Origin of the sequence: Micromonospora jinlongensis (assembly GCF_013410645.1) — a bacterium.
Classification (GTDB): domain Bacteria; phylum Actinomycetota; class Actinomycetes; order Mycobacteriales; family Micromonosporaceae; genus Micromonospora; species Micromonospora zamorensis.
The window spans coordinates 2,849,763-2,865,899 of the sequence record NZ_JACCHK010000001.1; the positions used below are offsets into that span (position 1 = coordinate 2,849,763).

13 protein-coding genes and 1 pseudogene are annotated in these 16,137 nt (G+C 71.1%); 3 read left to right on the forward strand and 11 right to left on the reverse strand.

Annotated elements, in window-relative coordinates; genetic code table 11:
• Positions 1–84: 84 nt before the first annotated feature.
• The 6 genes from HNR22_RS12245 to HNR22_RS12270 all read right to left on the reverse strand — a co-directional run bounded on the left by HNR22_RS12245 (position 85) and on the right by HNR22_RS12270 (position 6,304).
• Positions 85–1,281 carry an ROK family protein gene (locus HNR22_RS12245; protein WP_246380805.1) on the reverse strand — a complete coding sequence of 399 codons (1,197 nt, stop codon included), beginning with the start codon at positions 1,279–1,281 and terminating at the stop codon, positions 85–87.
• 243 nt (positions 1,282–1,524) lie between these two features.
• Positions 1,525–2,550, reverse strand: a complete 1,026-nt coding sequence (locus HNR22_RS12250) for a YihY/virulence factor BrkB family protein (protein WP_179780478.1) — start codon at positions 2,548–2,550, stop codon at positions 1,525–1,527.
• Between the two features lie 66 nt (positions 2,551–2,616).
• Positions 2,617–3,426, reverse strand: coding sequence for an ABC transporter permease (locus tag HNR22_RS12255; protein ID WP_088949647.1), 810 nt, complete (start codon positions 3,424–3,426; stop codon positions 2,617–2,619).
• Between the two features lie 10 nt (positions 3,427–3,436).
• Positions 3,437–4,234, reverse strand: a complete 798-nt coding sequence (locus HNR22_RS12260) for an ABC transporter permease (protein ID WP_179783523.1) — start codon at positions 4,232–4,234, stop codon at positions 3,437–3,439.
• Between the two features lie 261 nt (positions 4,235–4,495).
• On the reverse strand, positions 4,496–5,035 hold the full coding sequence (locus HNR22_RS12265) for a hypothetical protein (protein ID WP_179780479.1): 540 nt from the start codon (positions 5,033–5,035) through the stop codon (positions 4,496–4,498).
• Positions 5,036–5,371: 336 nt separating this feature from the next.
• Positions 5,372–6,304 carry an ATP-binding cassette domain-containing protein gene (locus tag HNR22_RS12270; RefSeq protein WP_179780480.1) on the reverse strand — a complete coding sequence of 311 codons (933 nt, stop codon included), beginning with the start codon at positions 6,302–6,304 and terminating at the stop codon, positions 5,372–5,374.
• Between the two features lie 132 nt (positions 6,305–6,436).
• Between HNR22_RS12270 and HNR22_RS12275 the strand changes: the two genes are divergently transcribed.
• Both HNR22_RS12275 and HNR22_RS12280 read left to right on the forward strand, forming a co-directional pair.
• Complete coding sequence (locus tag HNR22_RS12275) at positions 6,437–8,803, forward strand: TRAP transporter fused permease subunit (protein ID WP_179780481.1); 2,367 nt, start codon at positions 6,437–6,439, stop codon at positions 8,801–8,803.
• Positions 8,800–9,819, forward strand: a complete 1,020-nt coding sequence (locus HNR22_RS12280) for a TAXI family TRAP transporter solute-binding subunit (protein ID WP_179780482.1) — start codon at positions 8,800–8,802, stop codon at positions 9,817–9,819. Before HNR22_RS12275 ends, HNR22_RS12280 begins: the two co-directional genes overlap by 4 nt.
• Before the next feature lie 9 nt (positions 9,820–9,828).
• On the opposite strand, the gene HNR22_RS12285 is transcribed toward HNR22_RS12280, so the two are convergent.
• Together HNR22_RS12285 and dnaG are read right to left on the reverse strand one after the other, a co-directional pair.
• The gene (locus tag HNR22_RS12285; protein ID WP_179780483.1) at positions 9,829–10,365 is read right to left on the reverse strand and encodes a hypothetical protein; all 537 of its coding nucleotides are present in this window, start codon (positions 10,363–10,365) and stop codon (positions 9,829–9,831) included.
• A pseudogene (gene dnaG, locus HNR22_RS12290) lies at positions 10,366–12,268 on the reverse strand (DNA primase). It lies immediately after the preceding gene.
• A 113-nt stretch (positions 12,269–12,381) separates the two neighbouring features.
• Between dnaG and HNR22_RS12295 the strand changes: the two are divergent.
• The gene (locus HNR22_RS12295; protein WP_179780485.1) at positions 12,382–13,587 is read left to right on the forward strand and encodes a low temperature requirement protein A; all 1,206 of its coding nucleotides are present in this window, start codon (positions 12,382–12,384) and stop codon (positions 13,585–13,587) included.
• A gap of 7 nt (positions 13,588–13,594) precedes the next feature.
• Here HNR22_RS12295 and HNR22_RS12300 read toward each other — a convergent pair whose 3' ends face one another.
• The 3 genes from HNR22_RS12300 to HNR22_RS12310 are packed head-to-tail and all read right to left on the reverse strand — an operon-like array spanning position 13,595 to position 16,070.
• Positions 13,595–14,452, reverse strand: coding sequence for a siderophore-interacting protein (locus HNR22_RS12300; RefSeq protein ID WP_179780486.1), 858 nt, complete (start codon positions 14,450–14,452; stop codon positions 13,595–13,597).
• Positions 14,453–14,467: 15 nt separating this feature from the next.
• The gene (locus HNR22_RS12305) at positions 14,468–15,733 is read right to left on the reverse strand and encodes a deoxyguanosinetriphosphate triphosphohydrolase (RefSeq protein ID WP_179780487.1); all 1,266 of its coding nucleotides are present in this window, start codon (positions 15,731–15,733) and stop codon (positions 14,468–14,470) included.
• Positions 15,723–16,070 carry a VOC family protein gene (locus tag HNR22_RS12310; RefSeq protein WP_179780488.1) on the reverse strand — a complete coding sequence of 116 codons (348 nt, stop codon included), beginning with the start codon at positions 16,068–16,070 and terminating at the stop codon, positions 15,723–15,725. The genes HNR22_RS12305 and HNR22_RS12310 overlap by 11 nt, the downstream gene beginning before the upstream one ends.
• Between the last annotated feature and the right edge of the window lie 67 nt (positions 16,071–16,137).

The following is a 16,137-nucleotide window of genomic DNA, read 5'->3' on the forward strand; positions in this document are numbered from 1 at the left end:
ACGGCCTCAGCCGACGCGGTGGCGGCGTCATCCTCGGGCAGAGCCACAGTCTCCTCCTCGCTCACGACAGGATCTCGGTCAACTTCATGAGGCTTCCGCGAAGGCGACGTCACTCGCGAGCACCGCCGCCCCGGTGACACCGGCGCGGCCACCGAGCTCGGACAGCACGACGGGCAGGTTGCCGGTGGCCAAGGGCAGCGACCGGCGGTAGACCACGCTGCGGATCTCGGCGAGCAGGATGTGCCCAAGCTGGGCCAACCCGCCGCCGATCACGATCATCGACGGGTTGGTGAAGCTGACCAGGCCGGCGAGCACACCGCCGACCCGCCGTCCGCCGTCACGGATCAGCTGGATGCAGGCCACGTCCCCCTCGACGGCGCCTTCGGCGACGTCGAGGGCCGTCACCACACCGCGCAGCGCCATCCGCTCGGCGAGCGCTGGCGAGACGCCACTGCGGGCGGCGGCGGTGGCCTCCTTGGCGAGCGCGGCACCGCTGAACAGCGCCTCCAGGCAACCGACGTTGCCGCAGGAACACATCGGACCGTGGGAGTCGACCTGGATGTGGCCGATGTCGCCGGCGCAACCGTCGGTGCCCCGGTAGACCTCGCCGGTGAGGTAGATGCCGCACCCGATGCCGGTGCCGATCTTCACGAAGAGGAAGTCGTCCACCGAGTGGGCGACCCCACCGTGCCGCTCACCGATCGCCATGATGTTGACGTCGTTGTCGACCACCGCCGGGCAGCCGTGCTCGCGGCTGAGCAGCTCGCGCACCGGGAACCGGTCCCAGCCCGGCATGATCGGCGGCGATACCGGAACGCCGTCGCGGAAGCTGACCGGGCCGGGTACGCCGATGCCGACCGCGTCCAACCGCTCGTACGCGCCGTCGACCCGGGCCTTGTGCAGCAACTCGTTGACCCGTTGCAGGGTCACCTTCGGACCGTTGCGGATGTCGGCGGCCTCGCCGTAGTGGGCCACCGGTTCGAGGCGGCCGTTGACCACCTCGATGTCTATCGAGCTGGCGCCGAGGTCGACGGCGGCGAAGCGGAGCTTCGGGTTCAGCTCGACCAGCGTCGAGCGACGCCCACCTCGGGAGGCGGCCAGCCCCGCCTCGGCGACGTAGCCCAGCGCGACCAGACGTTCCAGCTCGGCCAGCATGCGCGGGCGCGGCATCTGGAGCCGGTCGCCCAGCTCGGCCCGGGACACGGCCCCCTCGTCGCGGAGCAACCGCAACAGTCGCACGTGCAGGGGATCGACGGTCCGCAACGGGGGCCACCTCTTCATCAGCCTCGTTCACATCGACGTCATGTCGATGTGTTGTGTCCGACACAGTAGGAGCGTTCCGCGCCGCCTGTCCAGAGCTTCAACCGTTCCGAGACCAACTTTTGTCCGAAAGAACAAAAGCTACTAGTCGATCAAGAAAAGGATCACGGGCCGCCCGCATCCGCTCGCCTGCAGTTCCATCGACCGACACGAAATCGCCCCGCCACCCGGACGTGCGGTGGCGGGGCGATTCGTGCGAGACGGTCAGCTGCGGTCGGCGGAGTCCCGCTTCTTGCGAAGCTTGCGGTCGTCGCGCAGCTCGACGTACGGCTCGTCGTCGACATCGTGACCCGCCTCGATGGCGCGGCCCCGCTCCAACTCGGCGTCGAACTCGGCACCCAGCAGGATCGCGATGTTGCTCAGCCAGAGCCAGACCAAGAAGATGATCACCCCGGCCAGCGCCCCGTACGTCTTGTTGTACGAGCCGAAGTTGCTCACGTAGAAGGCGAACAGGCCGGAGATCACCAACCAGATCACCACGGCCAGCACCCCGCCCGGGCTGACCCAGCGGAAGCCGCCGTGCCGCGCGTTCGGCGAGGCCCAGTAGAGGATCGCGAACATCAGGCTGACCAGGATCAGCAGCACCGGCCACTTGGCGATGTCCCACACCGCGACGGCCGTCGAGCCCAACCCGATCACGTCACCCACCGACTCGGCGAGACGACCGGTGAAGACCACGATCACCGCGCAGACCAGCAGCAACACCCCGACCACAGCGGTCACGCCGAGCCGGATCGGGAGCGTCTTCCAGATCGGCCGCCCCTCCGGCACGTCGTAGATGGTGTTCGAGGCGCGCATGAACGCGCCGATGTAACCGGACGCGGACCAGAACGCGGCCAACAGACCGATGATCGCCGCGACGCTGGCCAGACCACCGTTCTGCTGGGCGGTGTCGATCGCGCCCTCGATGATCTTTTGGATGCTGTCGTTCGGCACTGCCTGGTTGACGGTGTCCTTGACGCCCTCGGTGGCACTCTTGCCGAGCAGGCCGAGGATCGAGATCAGCACCAGCAGGCCGGGGAAGATGGACAGCACCCCGTAGTAGGTCAGCGCCGCCGCCCAGTCGGTCAGGCTGTCGTCCTGGAATTCGCGGACCGTCCGGCGCAGCGCCGCCTTCCAACCGCTGCCGGGCAGATCGGTGGGGCTGTCCGGCCCAGCGTCGGGCCCGACCGGCGCGCTGGCGGGATCACGCTCCCGCTTTCGCTGGGCGGAAGACTCGTCCGAGGCCATCGCCCCTCCTCTTCGTCGGTGGTGTTTCACCACCGGACATGCCCCGTGAAGGCGCGCGGATAACCCCTACTTGTAGAGCAACCTGCCCATCCGGCGGGAGGCAACGAACAGGCCGACCGCCAGCATCGCCAGCAGGTAGAGCACGTCGAGCACCCAGACCCAGCCACCGCCACCCAGCGCGACCCCGCGGATCAGGTGCACCGACCGGTACAGCGGGGTGACCTCGACCAGCCAGTGCAGCAGAGTCGGGTAGGCCTGCGCCGGCACGAAGGTGCCGGAGAACAGGAACAGCGTGAACTGCGCGGAGCCCACCAGGTCGAAATCCTGCCAGCTGCGCATGAAGGTGGAGATCGCCATGCCGAGCGCCCCGAACGCGAACCCGACCAGCACCGCGGCCGGTAGGGCGGCCAACGCGCGGCCGACACTGGTCAGATCCAGAGCGACCATCACCCCGAGGAACGCGGCCGAGTAGGCACTGCCCCGCAGCATCGCCCAGCCCAACTCGCCCACGGCGATCTCGAACGGCCGTACCGGGGTGGCGATCATCCCGTCGTACAGCTTCATGTATTTCATCTTGCCGAAGAAGTTGAAGGTGGTCTCCGCGAGCGCCCCGGTCATCGCCGAAGAGGCGAGCATCGCCGGGGCCACGAACTCGGCGTACGAGACCAGTCGTCCGTCGGGCAGCGGCAGGTCGCCGACGAGCGCCCCCACGCCCACCCCGATGGAGAGCAGATAGAGCAGCGGCTCCACGAAGCCGGACAGCAGCAGCAGCCAGTAGACCGACTTCAGTGCCGAGAGGTTGCGCTCGACCACCGACGCCGACCGCCGGGACGCGGCGGAGACGTCGACCAGCCGGGGCAGGATCAGCGTGACCACGGCGGCCTCCCTAGACGACGAGCTTGCGACGGAACGTGCGCAACGCCAACAGCCAACCGGCGACGGCCCAGGCGGCCAGGTAGAGCACATGCCCGGCGACCGACCACTGTGGGGCGATGCCGAGCGTGGCCGCGCGACAGAGGTCGACGGCGTGCCACAGCGGTGTCACGTACGCCAGCCACCGCAGCGCGTCGGGCAGGGACTCGACCGGGAAGAACACCCCCGCGAAGAGCGTCATGGGGATGACGGCGAACCGGAACAGCATCGCGAGCCAACTGTCGCTGGACACCGACGCGGCGTACGCGAAGGTCGGCGCGGCGACGGCCAGCCCGAGCAACGCGACCACCGGCAGGGTGACCACCGCCCACGGCGACCGCAGCGCCCCGAACAACCCGGTGACCAGCAGAAACGCCACGATCGTGGTGAGCACCCGGAACAGCACGAAGGCCAGGTGCCCGGCCACGATGTCGCCCACCCGCAGCGGCGACGCGCTCTGCGCGAAGTAGGTCTTGACCCACTGGAAGTTGCTGAAGACCGGCCAGGTCGAGTCACCGACGGTCACCTGGAGCGCGGTCGAGGCGATCAGCCCGGGCACCAGCCAGTCGAGGTAGCGCACCCCGCCGACGCCCTGGTCGATGTAGGCGCCGACACCCAGCCCGAAGCCGAGCACGGTCAGCACCGGCAGCAGGAACGACGAGAACACCCCGGCCCGCCAGGTGCGTCGTAGACCCACCAGATAGTGCTCGAAGACGGCGTACGCAGGCACCCACGGGAACCGTCCGCGCGTCGCTGTCGCCACGCTCACCACGACCACCCCCACCCACCGAGCCGACCACCACGACCTGTCTACCGCCGGGGTACGACAGGCCGCCGGTCACCCTACGACGCCCCCGGCAGCGTGTCGCCCGGGTTTCAGCGGCGTTGATCGACTCGGTTTTCAGGAACTCGCGGTGTCAGAGCCGCCCCGATGCCCCGACTTCCCGAAAGCCGAGTCGATCAACCCCTGGCGCGCGGGTGCGCGCGATTCACGCCTGCCGCGCGCGCAATTCACGCCTGCCGCGCGTGCCGGTCAGGCCGGTCGGTACGCGCGGACCAGCGCCTGCACGGCGTAACCGAGCAGCAGCACCCCCGCGCCGACACCGATCACCAACCCGGCGGACACCGCCGAGGCGAGGCCCGTGACGAGACCCGCCGCCGCCACCAGGCACAGCGCGGCACCCAGCGGCCGAAGCAGCGGGTCTCGCAACAGCGGGGCGAGCGGAAAGAAGTGCAGGCCGACCACCAGGCAGACCAGCACCGGGACGTACTCGGACCAGTTGGCGGCGACCAGCACGGCGGCACCCAGGCCAGCGGCGGCGAACTCGGCCACCACGATGAGCAGGTAGGGGCGGTCGGCTGCCCGGTCCCGAGGGCTGCCGGCCCCTCGAAGTCGGGCCGACAACATCCCGCCCGCCACGGCGGTGAGCAGCGCGACGATGCTGCCCACCACGAGCAGGGCACGCAGTGGTTGCTCCGCCGCCGGCACACTGAACCAGACCATCGCGAAGATACCCAGGTAGACGGCGGTCAGCCCGGCCTGACGTCGGTTGGCGATCAGCAGATCGGACATGAAACCCCCAGGTACGAAAGATCGCCGGTCACCCTACGACGACCCCGTCGACTTGTCGCCCCGCTCTGCACCCCGCCGCCCGCCCTCACCCTGCGCGGGGGCCTCCAACACTGGCCCAGGCCCAGACCACGGCCGCTCGCCCAACCCCGGACCGCGCGCCCACGCCCTGGCCGCTTGATCGACTCGGATTTCAGGAACGCGGGCTGTCCGCCCCGCCGTGTCACCCCAACTTCCAGAAAACCGAGTGGATCTTCGTTGGATCGGGGTCGATAAGCCGGAATTGTCGCGGATGAGCTGGCAGCATCACCAGGACTGGCGAGGATCAGCCGAGGTCGGTCAGTCGACCAGGGTGCGGCCGGTCAGGTGCAGGAACACGTCCTCCAGGCCGCTGCGCCGCACCAGCACGTTGGCCGGGTTGAGCCCCAACGCGGTGACCTCGGCGACCGCCGCGTCGCCGTCGGGCACGTAGAGCAGGACCCGGTCGGGCAGCACCTCGACCCGCTCCCCCAGCCCGTCGAGCTTGCTGGCGAACGGTTCCTGCGACTCGGCGGCGAAGCGCAACTCGACCACCTCGCGGGTGGAGTGCTGCTCGATCAACGCCCGGGGCGAGCCCTCCGCGACGATGCGGCCGCCGTCCATAACCACCAGCCGGTCGCAGAGCTGCTCGGCCTCGTCCATGTAGTGAGTGGTGAGCACCAGCGTGACGCCCTGCTGCTTGAGCCGGAACAGCCGCTCCCACACCAGGTGCCGGGCCTGCGGGTCGAGCCCGGTGGTCGGCTCGTCGAGCAGCACGATCTCCGGGTCGTTGACCAGCGCGCGGGCGATGGTCAGCCGACGCTTCATCCCACCGGAGAGCGGGTCGACCTTGCTGTCGGCGCGCTCGGTGAGCTGGACGAAGTCGAGCAGCTCGTCGGCCCGCTCGCGGGCCGCCCGCCGTGAGATGCCGAAGTAGCGGGCGTAGACAGTGAGGTTTTCCCGGACCGTCAGCTCCGGGTCGAGATTGTCGAGCTGCGGGCACACCCCGAGCCGCGCCCGGATCGCCGGCCCGTCAGCCACCGGGTCCAGGCCGAGGATGCGCAGCTCGCCCCCACTCGGTGGAGAGGTGCAGCCGACCATCCGCATGGTGGAGGACTTGCCGGCGCCGTTGGGCCCGAGGAAGCCGAACGCCTCACCCGAGCGCACCTCGACATCGATGCCGTCCACAGCCGTGAAGTCACCGAACCGCTTCACCAGCCCGCGAGCCTGAATCAATGGTCGCCCCGAAGTCACCGCCCGACCCTAACCGCCCGGTCCGACAGCCCTCCACGCAAATATCCGCCCGCGCCCAACCGGCCAGCCCGTCAACGGCGAAACACCGATCGGTGCCCCACCCGTTCGCCGATCGACGTGTATCGTCCCCTCGTGTCGCCCATCAGCTCGCCCGATGGTTCTTCGTCACCCGTCCGACCAGCCAACTCTCCCGCCATCGAGCCCGCGACGGGCCCCGGCAGCGCGGCCCCCCGACCGCGACCATCAGCCGAGCCCACCGAGCCCGCCGAAACCCCTGCGACCGGCGACGACCCGAGCAGGCACGACGCGAGCAGGCACGACCCGAACAGGCGCGACCCGAGCAAGGACGACCCGACCGGGTACGACGACGGCGACTCCGTCGCTGAACGGGCGACCCGGGATCTGGCTGCCCAGTTCGAGGACGAGAAACCGGGCCGCGTGTTGTCCGGGCCGGCGGGTCTGCTCCTCACCGCGGCGGCGCTGGCGGTCGGCGCCCTCTCCCTCTGGCAGGTGTTCCGCCCGCTGTCGCAGGGCAGCAAGTACTACCTGATCATCTTCCTGGCCGGCGTACTCCCGCTGGTCTTCCTCGCCTACCCGGCCGACCTGCGGCTGCGGGCCCGCCTGGCAGCCCGGCGACGGTGGCGCAGCACCAAAGGCAACGGCAACCACGACACTGACGCACCTGTCCTGACACGGCTGACGTCCACAACGCCCACCGCAGCGGACTGGGTTTTGGTCGTGCTGGCGGTGGCGGCCTGCCTCTACCCCGTCCTGCCGGTCCCGCTCGGCTCGGGTGGCGGCGGCTACAACGCCTTCCTCGACCGGCAGGGTCTGCTGGTGCCGGCGGACCTGGCGATGGGCACCGTCCTGCTGCTCCTGCTGCTGGAGGCGTGCCGACGCACGACCGGCTGGATCCTGCCCGCAGTCTGCCTGCTGTTCCTCGGCTACGGCTACTACGGTGGGTTGCTCCCGCAGTCGTGGCCGGTCGCCCATGCCGGGCTCGACTTCAGCCAACTGGTGGACGCTTTCTACAACTCCGACAGCGGCTTCTACGGCACTCCCCTCGACGTGGCCGCGTCGTACATCGTGCTGTTCACCATCTACGGCGCGGTGCTGGAGCTGTCCGGGGCCGGTCGGTTCTTCGTCGAGCTGTCGGCTGCGGCGTTCCGCCGCTCGCGTACCGCCGCCGGTCGGACGGCGGTGGCCTCCGGCTTCCTGCTCGGCACCGTCTCCGGTTCCGGGGCGGCGACGACGGTGAGCATCGGGGCGGTCACCTGGCCCCTCCTGCGCCGCGCCGGCTATCCCCCGGAGCGGGCCGGCGGCATGCTGGCCGCGGCGGGGGTGGGCGCGATCCTCTCCCCACCGACCCTGGGTGCGGCGGCGTTCATCATCGCCGAGTACCTGGGCGTCTCGTACCTGCAGGTGCTGGGCTGGGCGACGGTGCCGACGGTGCTCTACTACCTCGGCATCCTGCTCTCGGTGGAGATCGACGCCCGCCGCTCCGGCGTACGCCCCGTCGTGATCGACGTCGGTTCGCCCTGGCGTCTGCTGGCCCGCTTCGGCTACCACTTCGCCTCGCTGATCGCGATCATCGTGTTCCTCGCGGTCGGGATGTCCGCGACGCGGGCTGTCGTCTTCGCCACCCTCCTGGCGGTCGCGCTCTCCTTCCTGGACCGCACGAAGGACCGCGCGTACCGGCTGACCCCGGCCCGGCTGGTGACCGCGCTCGTCACCGGCGTACGCGGCGTACTCGCGGTGTCCGCGGTCTGTGCCGCCGCCGGCATCATCACGGCGACCACCACGAAGACCGGCCTCGGACCGCAGGCGGCGGCGTTGCTGATCGGTGGGGCGAAGGCGGCCACCTCGGACCCGACCCTGGTCCTGGTGCTCACCGCGCTGCTCGCGGCCGTCGCCCTCAGCCTGCTGGGCCTGGCGGTGCCGGTCACCGCCTCGTTCGTGATCGGTTGGGTGATCGTCGGCCCGGCTCTGCTCGACCTGGGCGTGAGCGCGCCCGCCGCGGCGATGTTCGTCTTCTACTTCGCGGTCCTGTCCGAGGTGTCCCCGCCGACCGCGCTCGCCGCGGTGGCCGCCGCCGCGGTGACCGGCGGCCGGCTGGTGCCGACCATGTGGCAGACCCTGCGGTATGCGCTGCCGGCCTATCTGACCCCGGTCGCGTTCGTCATCACCCCGGCCGGGCTCGGTCTGCTCGGCATCGGTGGCGTCCAGCGGATCGCTTTCGCCGCCGTGGTGACAGCGCTCAGCGTGGCCGTGCTCGCCGTCGCCGCCGGTGGTTGGCTGCCCGGGGTGGGGCCCGCTGGCGCCCCGGAACGCGTGCTCGGTGCCCTCGCCGGTGTCACCCTGCTCTGGCTCGAACCCGTGCCGGTCATGGTCGGCGCGGCACTGGCCGCCGTCGCGGCGGCGGGTGTGTTCGTCCGACGTGGATCCGCCGGTCGGCCATCGTCCGGATCACCAGTCAATCCTGTGGAGGAACAACTGTGAGACGAATCGACGTACGCCTCGCGGCGGGCCTGGGCGCGCTCGCCCTCGTCACGGTCGGCGCCACGGCTTGTGGAGGTCAGCAGGGCGGCGCCGCCACTGACGACACGGCCAGCGAGGTCACCTGCGAGGTGACCAAGGAGACCCGCGTCGGCATCGCCACCGGCAACGCGACGGGCGTCTACTACGTGGTCGGCAACGCCCTGGCCGGGCAGTTGTCCGGGGCGACCGGCGGCAAGCTCACCGGCACCGCGGCCGAGACGGGCGCCTCGGTGCAGAACGTCGAACAGCTCGTCGGTGGCCAGTACGACGTGGCGTTCTCCCTGTTCGACACGGCGGTCAACGCGGTCGAGGGCAAGGGCAGTTTCACCGCGCCGCAGCCGGTGGAGGCGCTGGCCCGCATCTACGACAACTACACGCAGGTGGTGGTCCGCAACGACTCCGGGATCACCTCGGTGGCCGACATGCGCGGCAAGCGGATCTCCACCGGTTCACCGAAGTCCGGTACGGAGGTGATCGCCAACCGGCTGCTGGAGGCCGCCGGCCTCGACCCGGCCAAGGACATCCGGGCGCAGCGGCTGGACCTGACCAAGACGGTCGAGGGGGTCAAGGACGGCAGTGTCGACGGCTTCTTCTGGTCCGGCGGTCTGCCCACCGGGGGCCTGACCGACCTGTTCACCACCGCCGGCGACTCGGTGAAGCTCGTCGACATCGCGCCGCTGCTGCCGAAGATGGCCGCGCTGAGCCCCGGCTACCAGGAAGGCACGATCGGGCGGGACGCGTACGGGACGGCAACCGACACCCCGACCATCGTCGTACCCAACGTGTTGCTGGTCCGCAAGGACCTGGACGCCAATGTCGCCTGCGCGATCACCCGGACGGTGTTCGACAAGCGCGACGCCCTGGCCCAGGCCAACCCGGCGGCAAAAGGGATCTCGCTGGAAAAGGCCCGCAGGACCCTGCCGGTGCCGCTGCACCGCGGTGCGGAGAAGGCGCTGAAGGATCTCGGCGCCAACTGACCCAACCGGTCAGAGATCGGCCGGCGCGGTGGCGGCACGGGCCGCACCGACCAGACGATCGGTCTCGGCGAGCAGGGCCTCGTCGTCCGCCGGGGTGCCGGGGTCGAGTCGGACCGTCCAGGTCAGACCGTCGGCCCCGGCCACGCGGCGGGCCGCGACCCGCGCCGCGCCACCGGGCACCGGGTGGTGCTCGGTGTACGCGACCGAGCGGGTCACCCGCGCCCGCACCTGGTGCGGCAGCTCGCGCGGGTCGAGGAGGAAGTACGTCTCGGCCGGGCCGTCGGCGACCACCGTGTAGCCGTCGCGTTCGACGACGGTCTCGGCGGGGGTGACGGTCAGCTCCCGGCCGGACCAGACCGCCTTGAGGATGGTGTGCCAGCCGAGCCGGTGCCCTCGACCGGGCAACCACAGCCCGAGGTTGGTGGCGACCACCACTCCGTCGCCCTCGCCGTTGCCAACGGCCGCCCATGCCAGCACCCGCTCGTCGGCGGTCAGCGGCGGCCGGTCGGCCGGCGGCAGCTTCGGCTTGCGGCTGAACAGTCCCATCTAGAGGCCTCCCGCAGCCTGCTCGCGCAGCGCCCGGGCGTGCTGCTCCAGGGACAGCAGCTCACCGAAGGCGGCGAAGTACTCGTCCTTGTTGTTGACCGGGTTGATCCGCTGGATGCGGGACTTGATGTCCCGGATCCGGGAGGTCACCGACCCGAACTGCACCCGCGCCATGGTGATCGACACGTAGCGTGGGTCGGCTTCCCCGTCGATCCGCAGCGGCTCCACCGCCAGCTCACCGACGAGCGCCGCCGACGCCAGGTCGTCGCAGGCGTCGCGGACCGACTCGATCCAGACCGCGCCGCCGGTCGCCGACGCGGCACCACCGGCCGCCGCGATGGCCGTGCGCACCCCGACGTGCACCGGGTGGCGGTATTCGGTGGCCTCGACCGCGTCGAACATGGGCCCGGCCAGGACCGGCTGCTGGAGGGCGAGTTTCAGCGCCTCCCGCTCGACCATCGACTGCGGGCTGTCCAGGGCCGGCTCGGGGCGGGCCGACGCGGGGCGGGCGGCGGGTGCGGCGTCGCGGGTGCCGGCCGGCGGGGTGTTGGCGGCGGCGAGCACCGCCCGCTGCACCGGCTCGATCTCCATGCCGAGGTCCATGGCGAGCTTGCGGACGTACTCCGGGCGCTTTTCCCGGTCCTTGAGTCGCGCGACGAGCGGCGCGGCGTGGCGCATGGCCTCGACCCGGCCGTCGACGGTGTCCAGGTCGAAGCGACCGATCACGTGTCGCAGCGCGAAGTCGACAAGTGGCTCACGGCGCGCGACCAGGTCACGCACCGCCAGGTCGCCCTTGGCCAGTCGCAGGTCGCACGGGTCCATGTTGTCCGGGCTGACGGCGATGAACGTGCGCCCGACGAAGCGCTGGTCGTCCTCGAAGGCACGCAGCGCGGCCTTCTGGCCGGCGGCGTCGCCGTCGAAGGTGAAGATGATCTCGCCGGCCACCTCGTCGCTGTCGAACAGGAGACGGCGCAGAACCGAGATGTGGTCTGCGGCGAACGCCGTGCCGCAGGTCGCCACCGCCGTGGTCACCCCGGCAAGGTGGCAGGCCATCACGTCGGTGTAACCCTCGACGATCACCGCCCGCCCCTGCTTGGCGATCTCCCGTTTGGCCTGGTCGATGCCGTAGAGCACGTGCGACTTCTTGTAGATCGGCGTCTCGGGGGTGTTCAGGTATTTCGGGCCGTCGTCGTCGTCGAAGAGCTTGCGCGCTCCGAAGCCGATCACGTCGCCGGCGAGGTCGCGGATCGGCCAGAGCAGCCGGCGGCGGAACCGGTCGATCAGGCTGCCGGAGCGGGCCTCCCGGGACAGCCCGGCAGTGACCAGCTCCTGGTGGGTGAAGCCCTGCTGACGCAGGTGCTTGGTGAGCAGGTCCCAACCGTCCGGCGCGAAGCCACAGCCGTAACGCTCGGCGGCGGCCCGGTCGAACCCTCGCTGGGCCAGGAACTCCCGCGCCGGGCGGGCACCCGCGGTGCTGAGCTGCGCCCGGTAGAACTCGACCGCGGCGGCGTGCGCGGCGACCAGGCGCTGGCGCTGGCCCTGCTGCGGGCGGGGGCGCGGGGCGCTCTTGTCGTCCTCGATGTAGCGCAACTGGATGCCGGCGCGGCCGGCGAGCCGCTCGACGGACTCCACGAAGCTGAGGTGGTCGGCGTCCATCAGGAACTTGATGGCGTCACCGCCGGCCCCGCAGCCGAAGCAGTACCAGACGTTGCGGGCCGGGGAGACGTTGAACGACGGGCTCTTCTCGTCGTGGAACGGGCACAGACCCTTGAGGTTGCCGCCGCCGGCGGACTTCAGGGTGACCGTCTCGGAGATCACATCCCCGATCGAGGTGCGTTCCCGGACCAGTGCGATGTCCTCGTCCCGGATCCGCCCAGCCATGCGCCACCCCCTCGGCGTACATCCTGCCCTGCCGGGCCGACGACACGCCGGCCGGGGGACGCCGGTGTGGCGGCCGCCGCTGCCGGCTGGGCGGTTCCGGCCCGCAGGCCGGGCCCGCCCGGGGACCATGACCAGATGCGCAGGGTACGGACCGACGTCCCTCGCCTGCCCAGATGGTTGGCCGGTCGGATCGGGCTACGCGGACAGGCCCCGCCGGCGGACGAGGCCGGACACCGTCATGCCACCTGGTTGGAGCTCTTCCTCGACCTCATCTTCGTGTACGCGCTGGCGGCGGTCGTCGCCCGGCTGGGCAGCGACCCGACCCCGTCGCCGAACGCCGTGCTGGCCGTGATCGGGCTGTTCGTGGTGATCCAGTGGGCGTGGGTGGGGCAGGTCTTCTACGACACCCGGTTCGACCCGGACGACGCGCTGCACCGGGTGCTGGTGCTGTTCGCGTTGGTCGGCGCGGGCGCGATGACGCTCGGCGTCGACGAGGTGCCGGAGAGCGTGCTCCTGCCGGTCGGGTACCTGATCGTGCGCGGGGTGCTGCTCCTTCTCTACCTGCGAGCCCGGCCGACCAGCTCGATGGCCGGCATGGTGACGACGGTCTACCTGATCGGCTTCGGGTCGGGCTGGCTGATCTGGCTGGTGTCGCTGACCACGCCCCCGGACCTGCGCCCGACGCTGTGGGTGGTCGCGATGACCATCGAACTGGCCACGCCCTGGGTCGGGGCGCGCTGGCTCAACCGCTGGCCGGTGGACAACCGGCACCTGCCGGAACGGATCGGGCAGTTCACGATCATCGTGCTGGGTAGCGCGCTGGCCAGCCTGCTCTTTGCCGTGCCGGACCATCCCCCGCCCCACATGATCCTCACCGCCGGGTTGGCCTTCCTGATCCCGGCGGCCGTCTGGTGGGTCTACACCACCTTCGTCACCACCCGACTCCTTCAGAGTCGCCTGCGGGGCGGGCAGGCGTACAGCTACCTGCACATTCCGCTCGGCGGCGCGCTGCTGCTGCTCGGCTGGGCGCTCGGGCAGGTGGTCCGGCTGGCCGACGACGACGCGCCCCGGCTGCCGCTGGAGCTGCGGTTGCTGCTGGCCGCCTCGATGGTGGTGTGGACGGTGTGCGGCCTGGCCCTGTACTGGCTGTGGACCCGGCCGAGCCTCGCCCGGTTGGCGATCGCCGCCTACGGGGTGGTCTCGGTCAGCGTGATCACCGCGACGGTGCACGAGCCCAGGCTGATGCTGTCCCTGCTCGCCGCGGCGATCGTCGGGTACGCCGTGCTGCTCAGCCGCCGACTCGCCCGGGCCAGCGAGTCGAACCGGACGCAGGAGGGATGAGCGGCCCTCAGGCGGCCGTGGCCTGCTCGGCCACCACTGCGGGGGTTTCCTCCTCGGCGGTCACCTGCCGGTTCCAGTCGGCCTTGGTGGAACGCCAGCCCTCGTCGTCCATGCCGCGCCGCCAGTAGCCGGAGATGGAGAGCCGATCGAGAGGCACGCCGCGCTCGCCGCGCAGCAGCCGGCGAAGGTCCCGTACGAAGGCAGCCTCACCGTGCACGAAGGCGTGCACGGTGCCGGCGGGGAACTCCAACGCCCGCACCGCCGCCACCAGCGCCTCGCCCACAGGGCGGTCGCCGCGGTGCAGCCAGGTCACCTCGACCGCACCGGGGCTGAGCAGCTTCTGCTCCTCCGCCGGGTCGGCGATCTCCACGAAGACGTGGGCCGGTGCACCCAGCGGCAGCCGTTCCAGCGCGGCGGCGATCGCCGGCAGGGCGCTCTCGTCGCCGACCAGCAGGTGCCAGTCCGCGTCCGGGCTCGGGGCGTACGCGCCGCCGGGGCCGACGAAGTGCACCGGGTCACCCGGGCGCAACGCGGCGGCCCACGGGCCGGCCAACCCCTCGTCGCCGTGGTGCACCACGTCCACGGTCAGCTCCTCGGCCAGCGGGTCCCAGCGTCGCACCGTGTACGCGCGCAGCCGGGGCCACTGCTCCCGGGGGAGGTCCCGACGGATCGCGGCGAGGTCCAGCGGCTGCGGATACTCGACACCGGGCTGCGGGAACACCACCTTGATGTAGTGGTCGGTGAACTCGCCCACCGGCAGACCGGTCAGCTCGTCCCCACCGAGGACGAGCCGGATCAGGTGCGGGGTGGGCCGCTCGGTGCGCAGCACCCGGGCCGAAGTGACGTTCCTGGGGCGTTCCGTCATGACAGTTAGGTTAGCCTAAGCTGCCCCGTCGTGGGTCGGCGGTGTGTCCCCGTCGACGAGACGGGTGTGCCAGGTCACCGCCGCCGGGTCGGTGAGCGAGGCGACCTGGTCGATGACCACCCGCAGTCGGGTGGTGTCGTCCGGGGCGGCCCGCCACAGCGGAGCGAAGATCGGGTCGAGCCCCTCCGGCGCCCGCCGCACCAGCGCGGCGACCAGCTCGGCCAACATCGTCCGCTGCCGCTCGTAGCGACCCCGGAAGCCGGCCCGACGCATCACGTACCGCAGCGCGATGCCCTTGAGCAGGGCGCACTGCGCCCGGACCAGCCGAGGCACCACCAGGTCGGCGGCATAGCGGCGATGCGGTCCGGGGCCGAAGCGCTCCTCCGTTGCAGCCACCGCAGCGGACACGAATCGCCCGGTCACCCCACTGGTGGTGGCCTTCAACGCGACCTGCGCGCGATGACTGCCGTCGTACCCGGCCAGCGGGGCGAGCAGCGGGTCGGCCAGCAACTCGACCAGCACCTCGGCCAGGTCGGCCGCCGACTCCCCGGAGTAGGCGCCGGCCACGTCGGCGCAGAGCGCGGCCCGCTCGTCGGCGTCGCCGAGCAGCGGACGCAGCGACACGTACCCGCCGTGGATGCCGTCCTCCACGTCGTGCACCGAGTACGCGACGTCGTCAGCCCAGTCCATCACCTGCGCTTCCAGGCAGCGCCGATCGCCGGGCGCACCCTCCCGGATCCAGTCGAAGACGGTCACGTCGTCGGCGTACACCCCGAACTTGCGCTCGCCGGGGCGGCGCGGCCAGGGGTACTTGCCGATCGCGTCGAGCGACGCCCGGGTCAGGTTCAACCCAGCGGACGACCCGTCCGGGGCGAGCACCTTCGCCTCCAGCCGGGTCAGCACCCGCAGGGTCTGCGCGTTGCCCTCGAAGCCGCCGCATGGTGTGGCCAGCAGATCCAGGGCCGCCTCGCCGTTGTGCCCGAACGGCGGGTGCCCCAGGTCGTGGGCGAGCCCCGCCACGTCCACGACGTCCGGGTCGCAACCCAGCCGAGCGCCCATCTCCCGGGCGATCTGGGCCACCTCCAGCGAGTGCGTCAGCCGCGTACGCAGAAAGTCGTCGGTGCCGGCGGTGTGCACCTGGGTCTTCGTGGCCAGCCGCCGGAACGCCGCGGAGTGCAGCACCCGGGCACGATCACGCTCGTACGGTGAGCGGCGGTGCCCGGTGTCCTTGGGCGGCTCCTCGACCAGCCGAGCGTCCGCCGCAGCAGGCTCACTTCTCACGCAGGACGCAGAACTCGTTGCCCTCCGGGTCTGCCAGCACCGTCCACTCGACGTCACCCTGACCGATGTCGACGTGCCGGGCGCCCATGTCGACCAGCCGCTCGACCTCGGCCTCGCGGTTGGCGGGGCGCAGATCGATGTGCAGGCGGTTCTTGCGGTCCTTGGCGTCGGTCACGGGTACGAAGACCAGGCCGGGCAGGCGGTCCGCGGACTGGCGGATCTCCACCTCGTCCGAGCTCTCGGTGACGATCTGGTAGCCGAGCGCCTCGGCCCACCAACGGGCCAGTCGCGCCGGATCGCGGGCATCGACGGTGAGGTTCTCCCAGACGCTGGTCATTCAGTCACCTTTCCCGTTCGACGGCGTACGCAATCGGCCGTGTGCGAGCGAGCCAAGATTACGCCCG

Coding starts and splice junctions, on each gene's coding strand:
- HNR22_RS12245 (WP_246380805.1), bottom strand. CDS start 1,281: ATGAAGAGGTGGCCCCCGTTGCGGACCGTCGATCCCCTGCACGTGCGA.
- HNR22_RS12265 (WP_179780479.1), bottom strand. CDS start 5,035: ATGTCCGATCTGCTGATCGCCAACCGACGTCAGGCCGGGCTGACCGCC.
- HNR22_RS12295 (WP_179780485.1), top strand. CDS start 12,382: ATGCGCAGGGTACGGACCGACGTCCCTCGCCTGCCCAGATGGTTGGCC.
- HNR22_RS12285 (WP_179780483.1), bottom strand. CDS start 10,365: ATGGGACTGTTCAGCCGCAAGCCGAAGCTGCCGCCGGCCGACCGGCCG.
- HNR22_RS12300 (WP_179780486.1), bottom strand. CDS start 14,452: ATGACGGAACGCCCCAGGAACGTCACTTCGGCCCGGGTGCTGCGCACC.
- HNR22_RS12310 (WP_179780488.1), bottom strand. CDS start 16,070: ATGACCAGCGTCTGGGAGAACCTCACCGTCGATGCCCGCGATCCGGCG.
- HNR22_RS12250 (WP_179780478.1), bottom strand. CDS start 2,550: ATGGCCTCGGACGAGTCTTCCGCCCAGCGAAAGCGGGAGCGTGATCCC.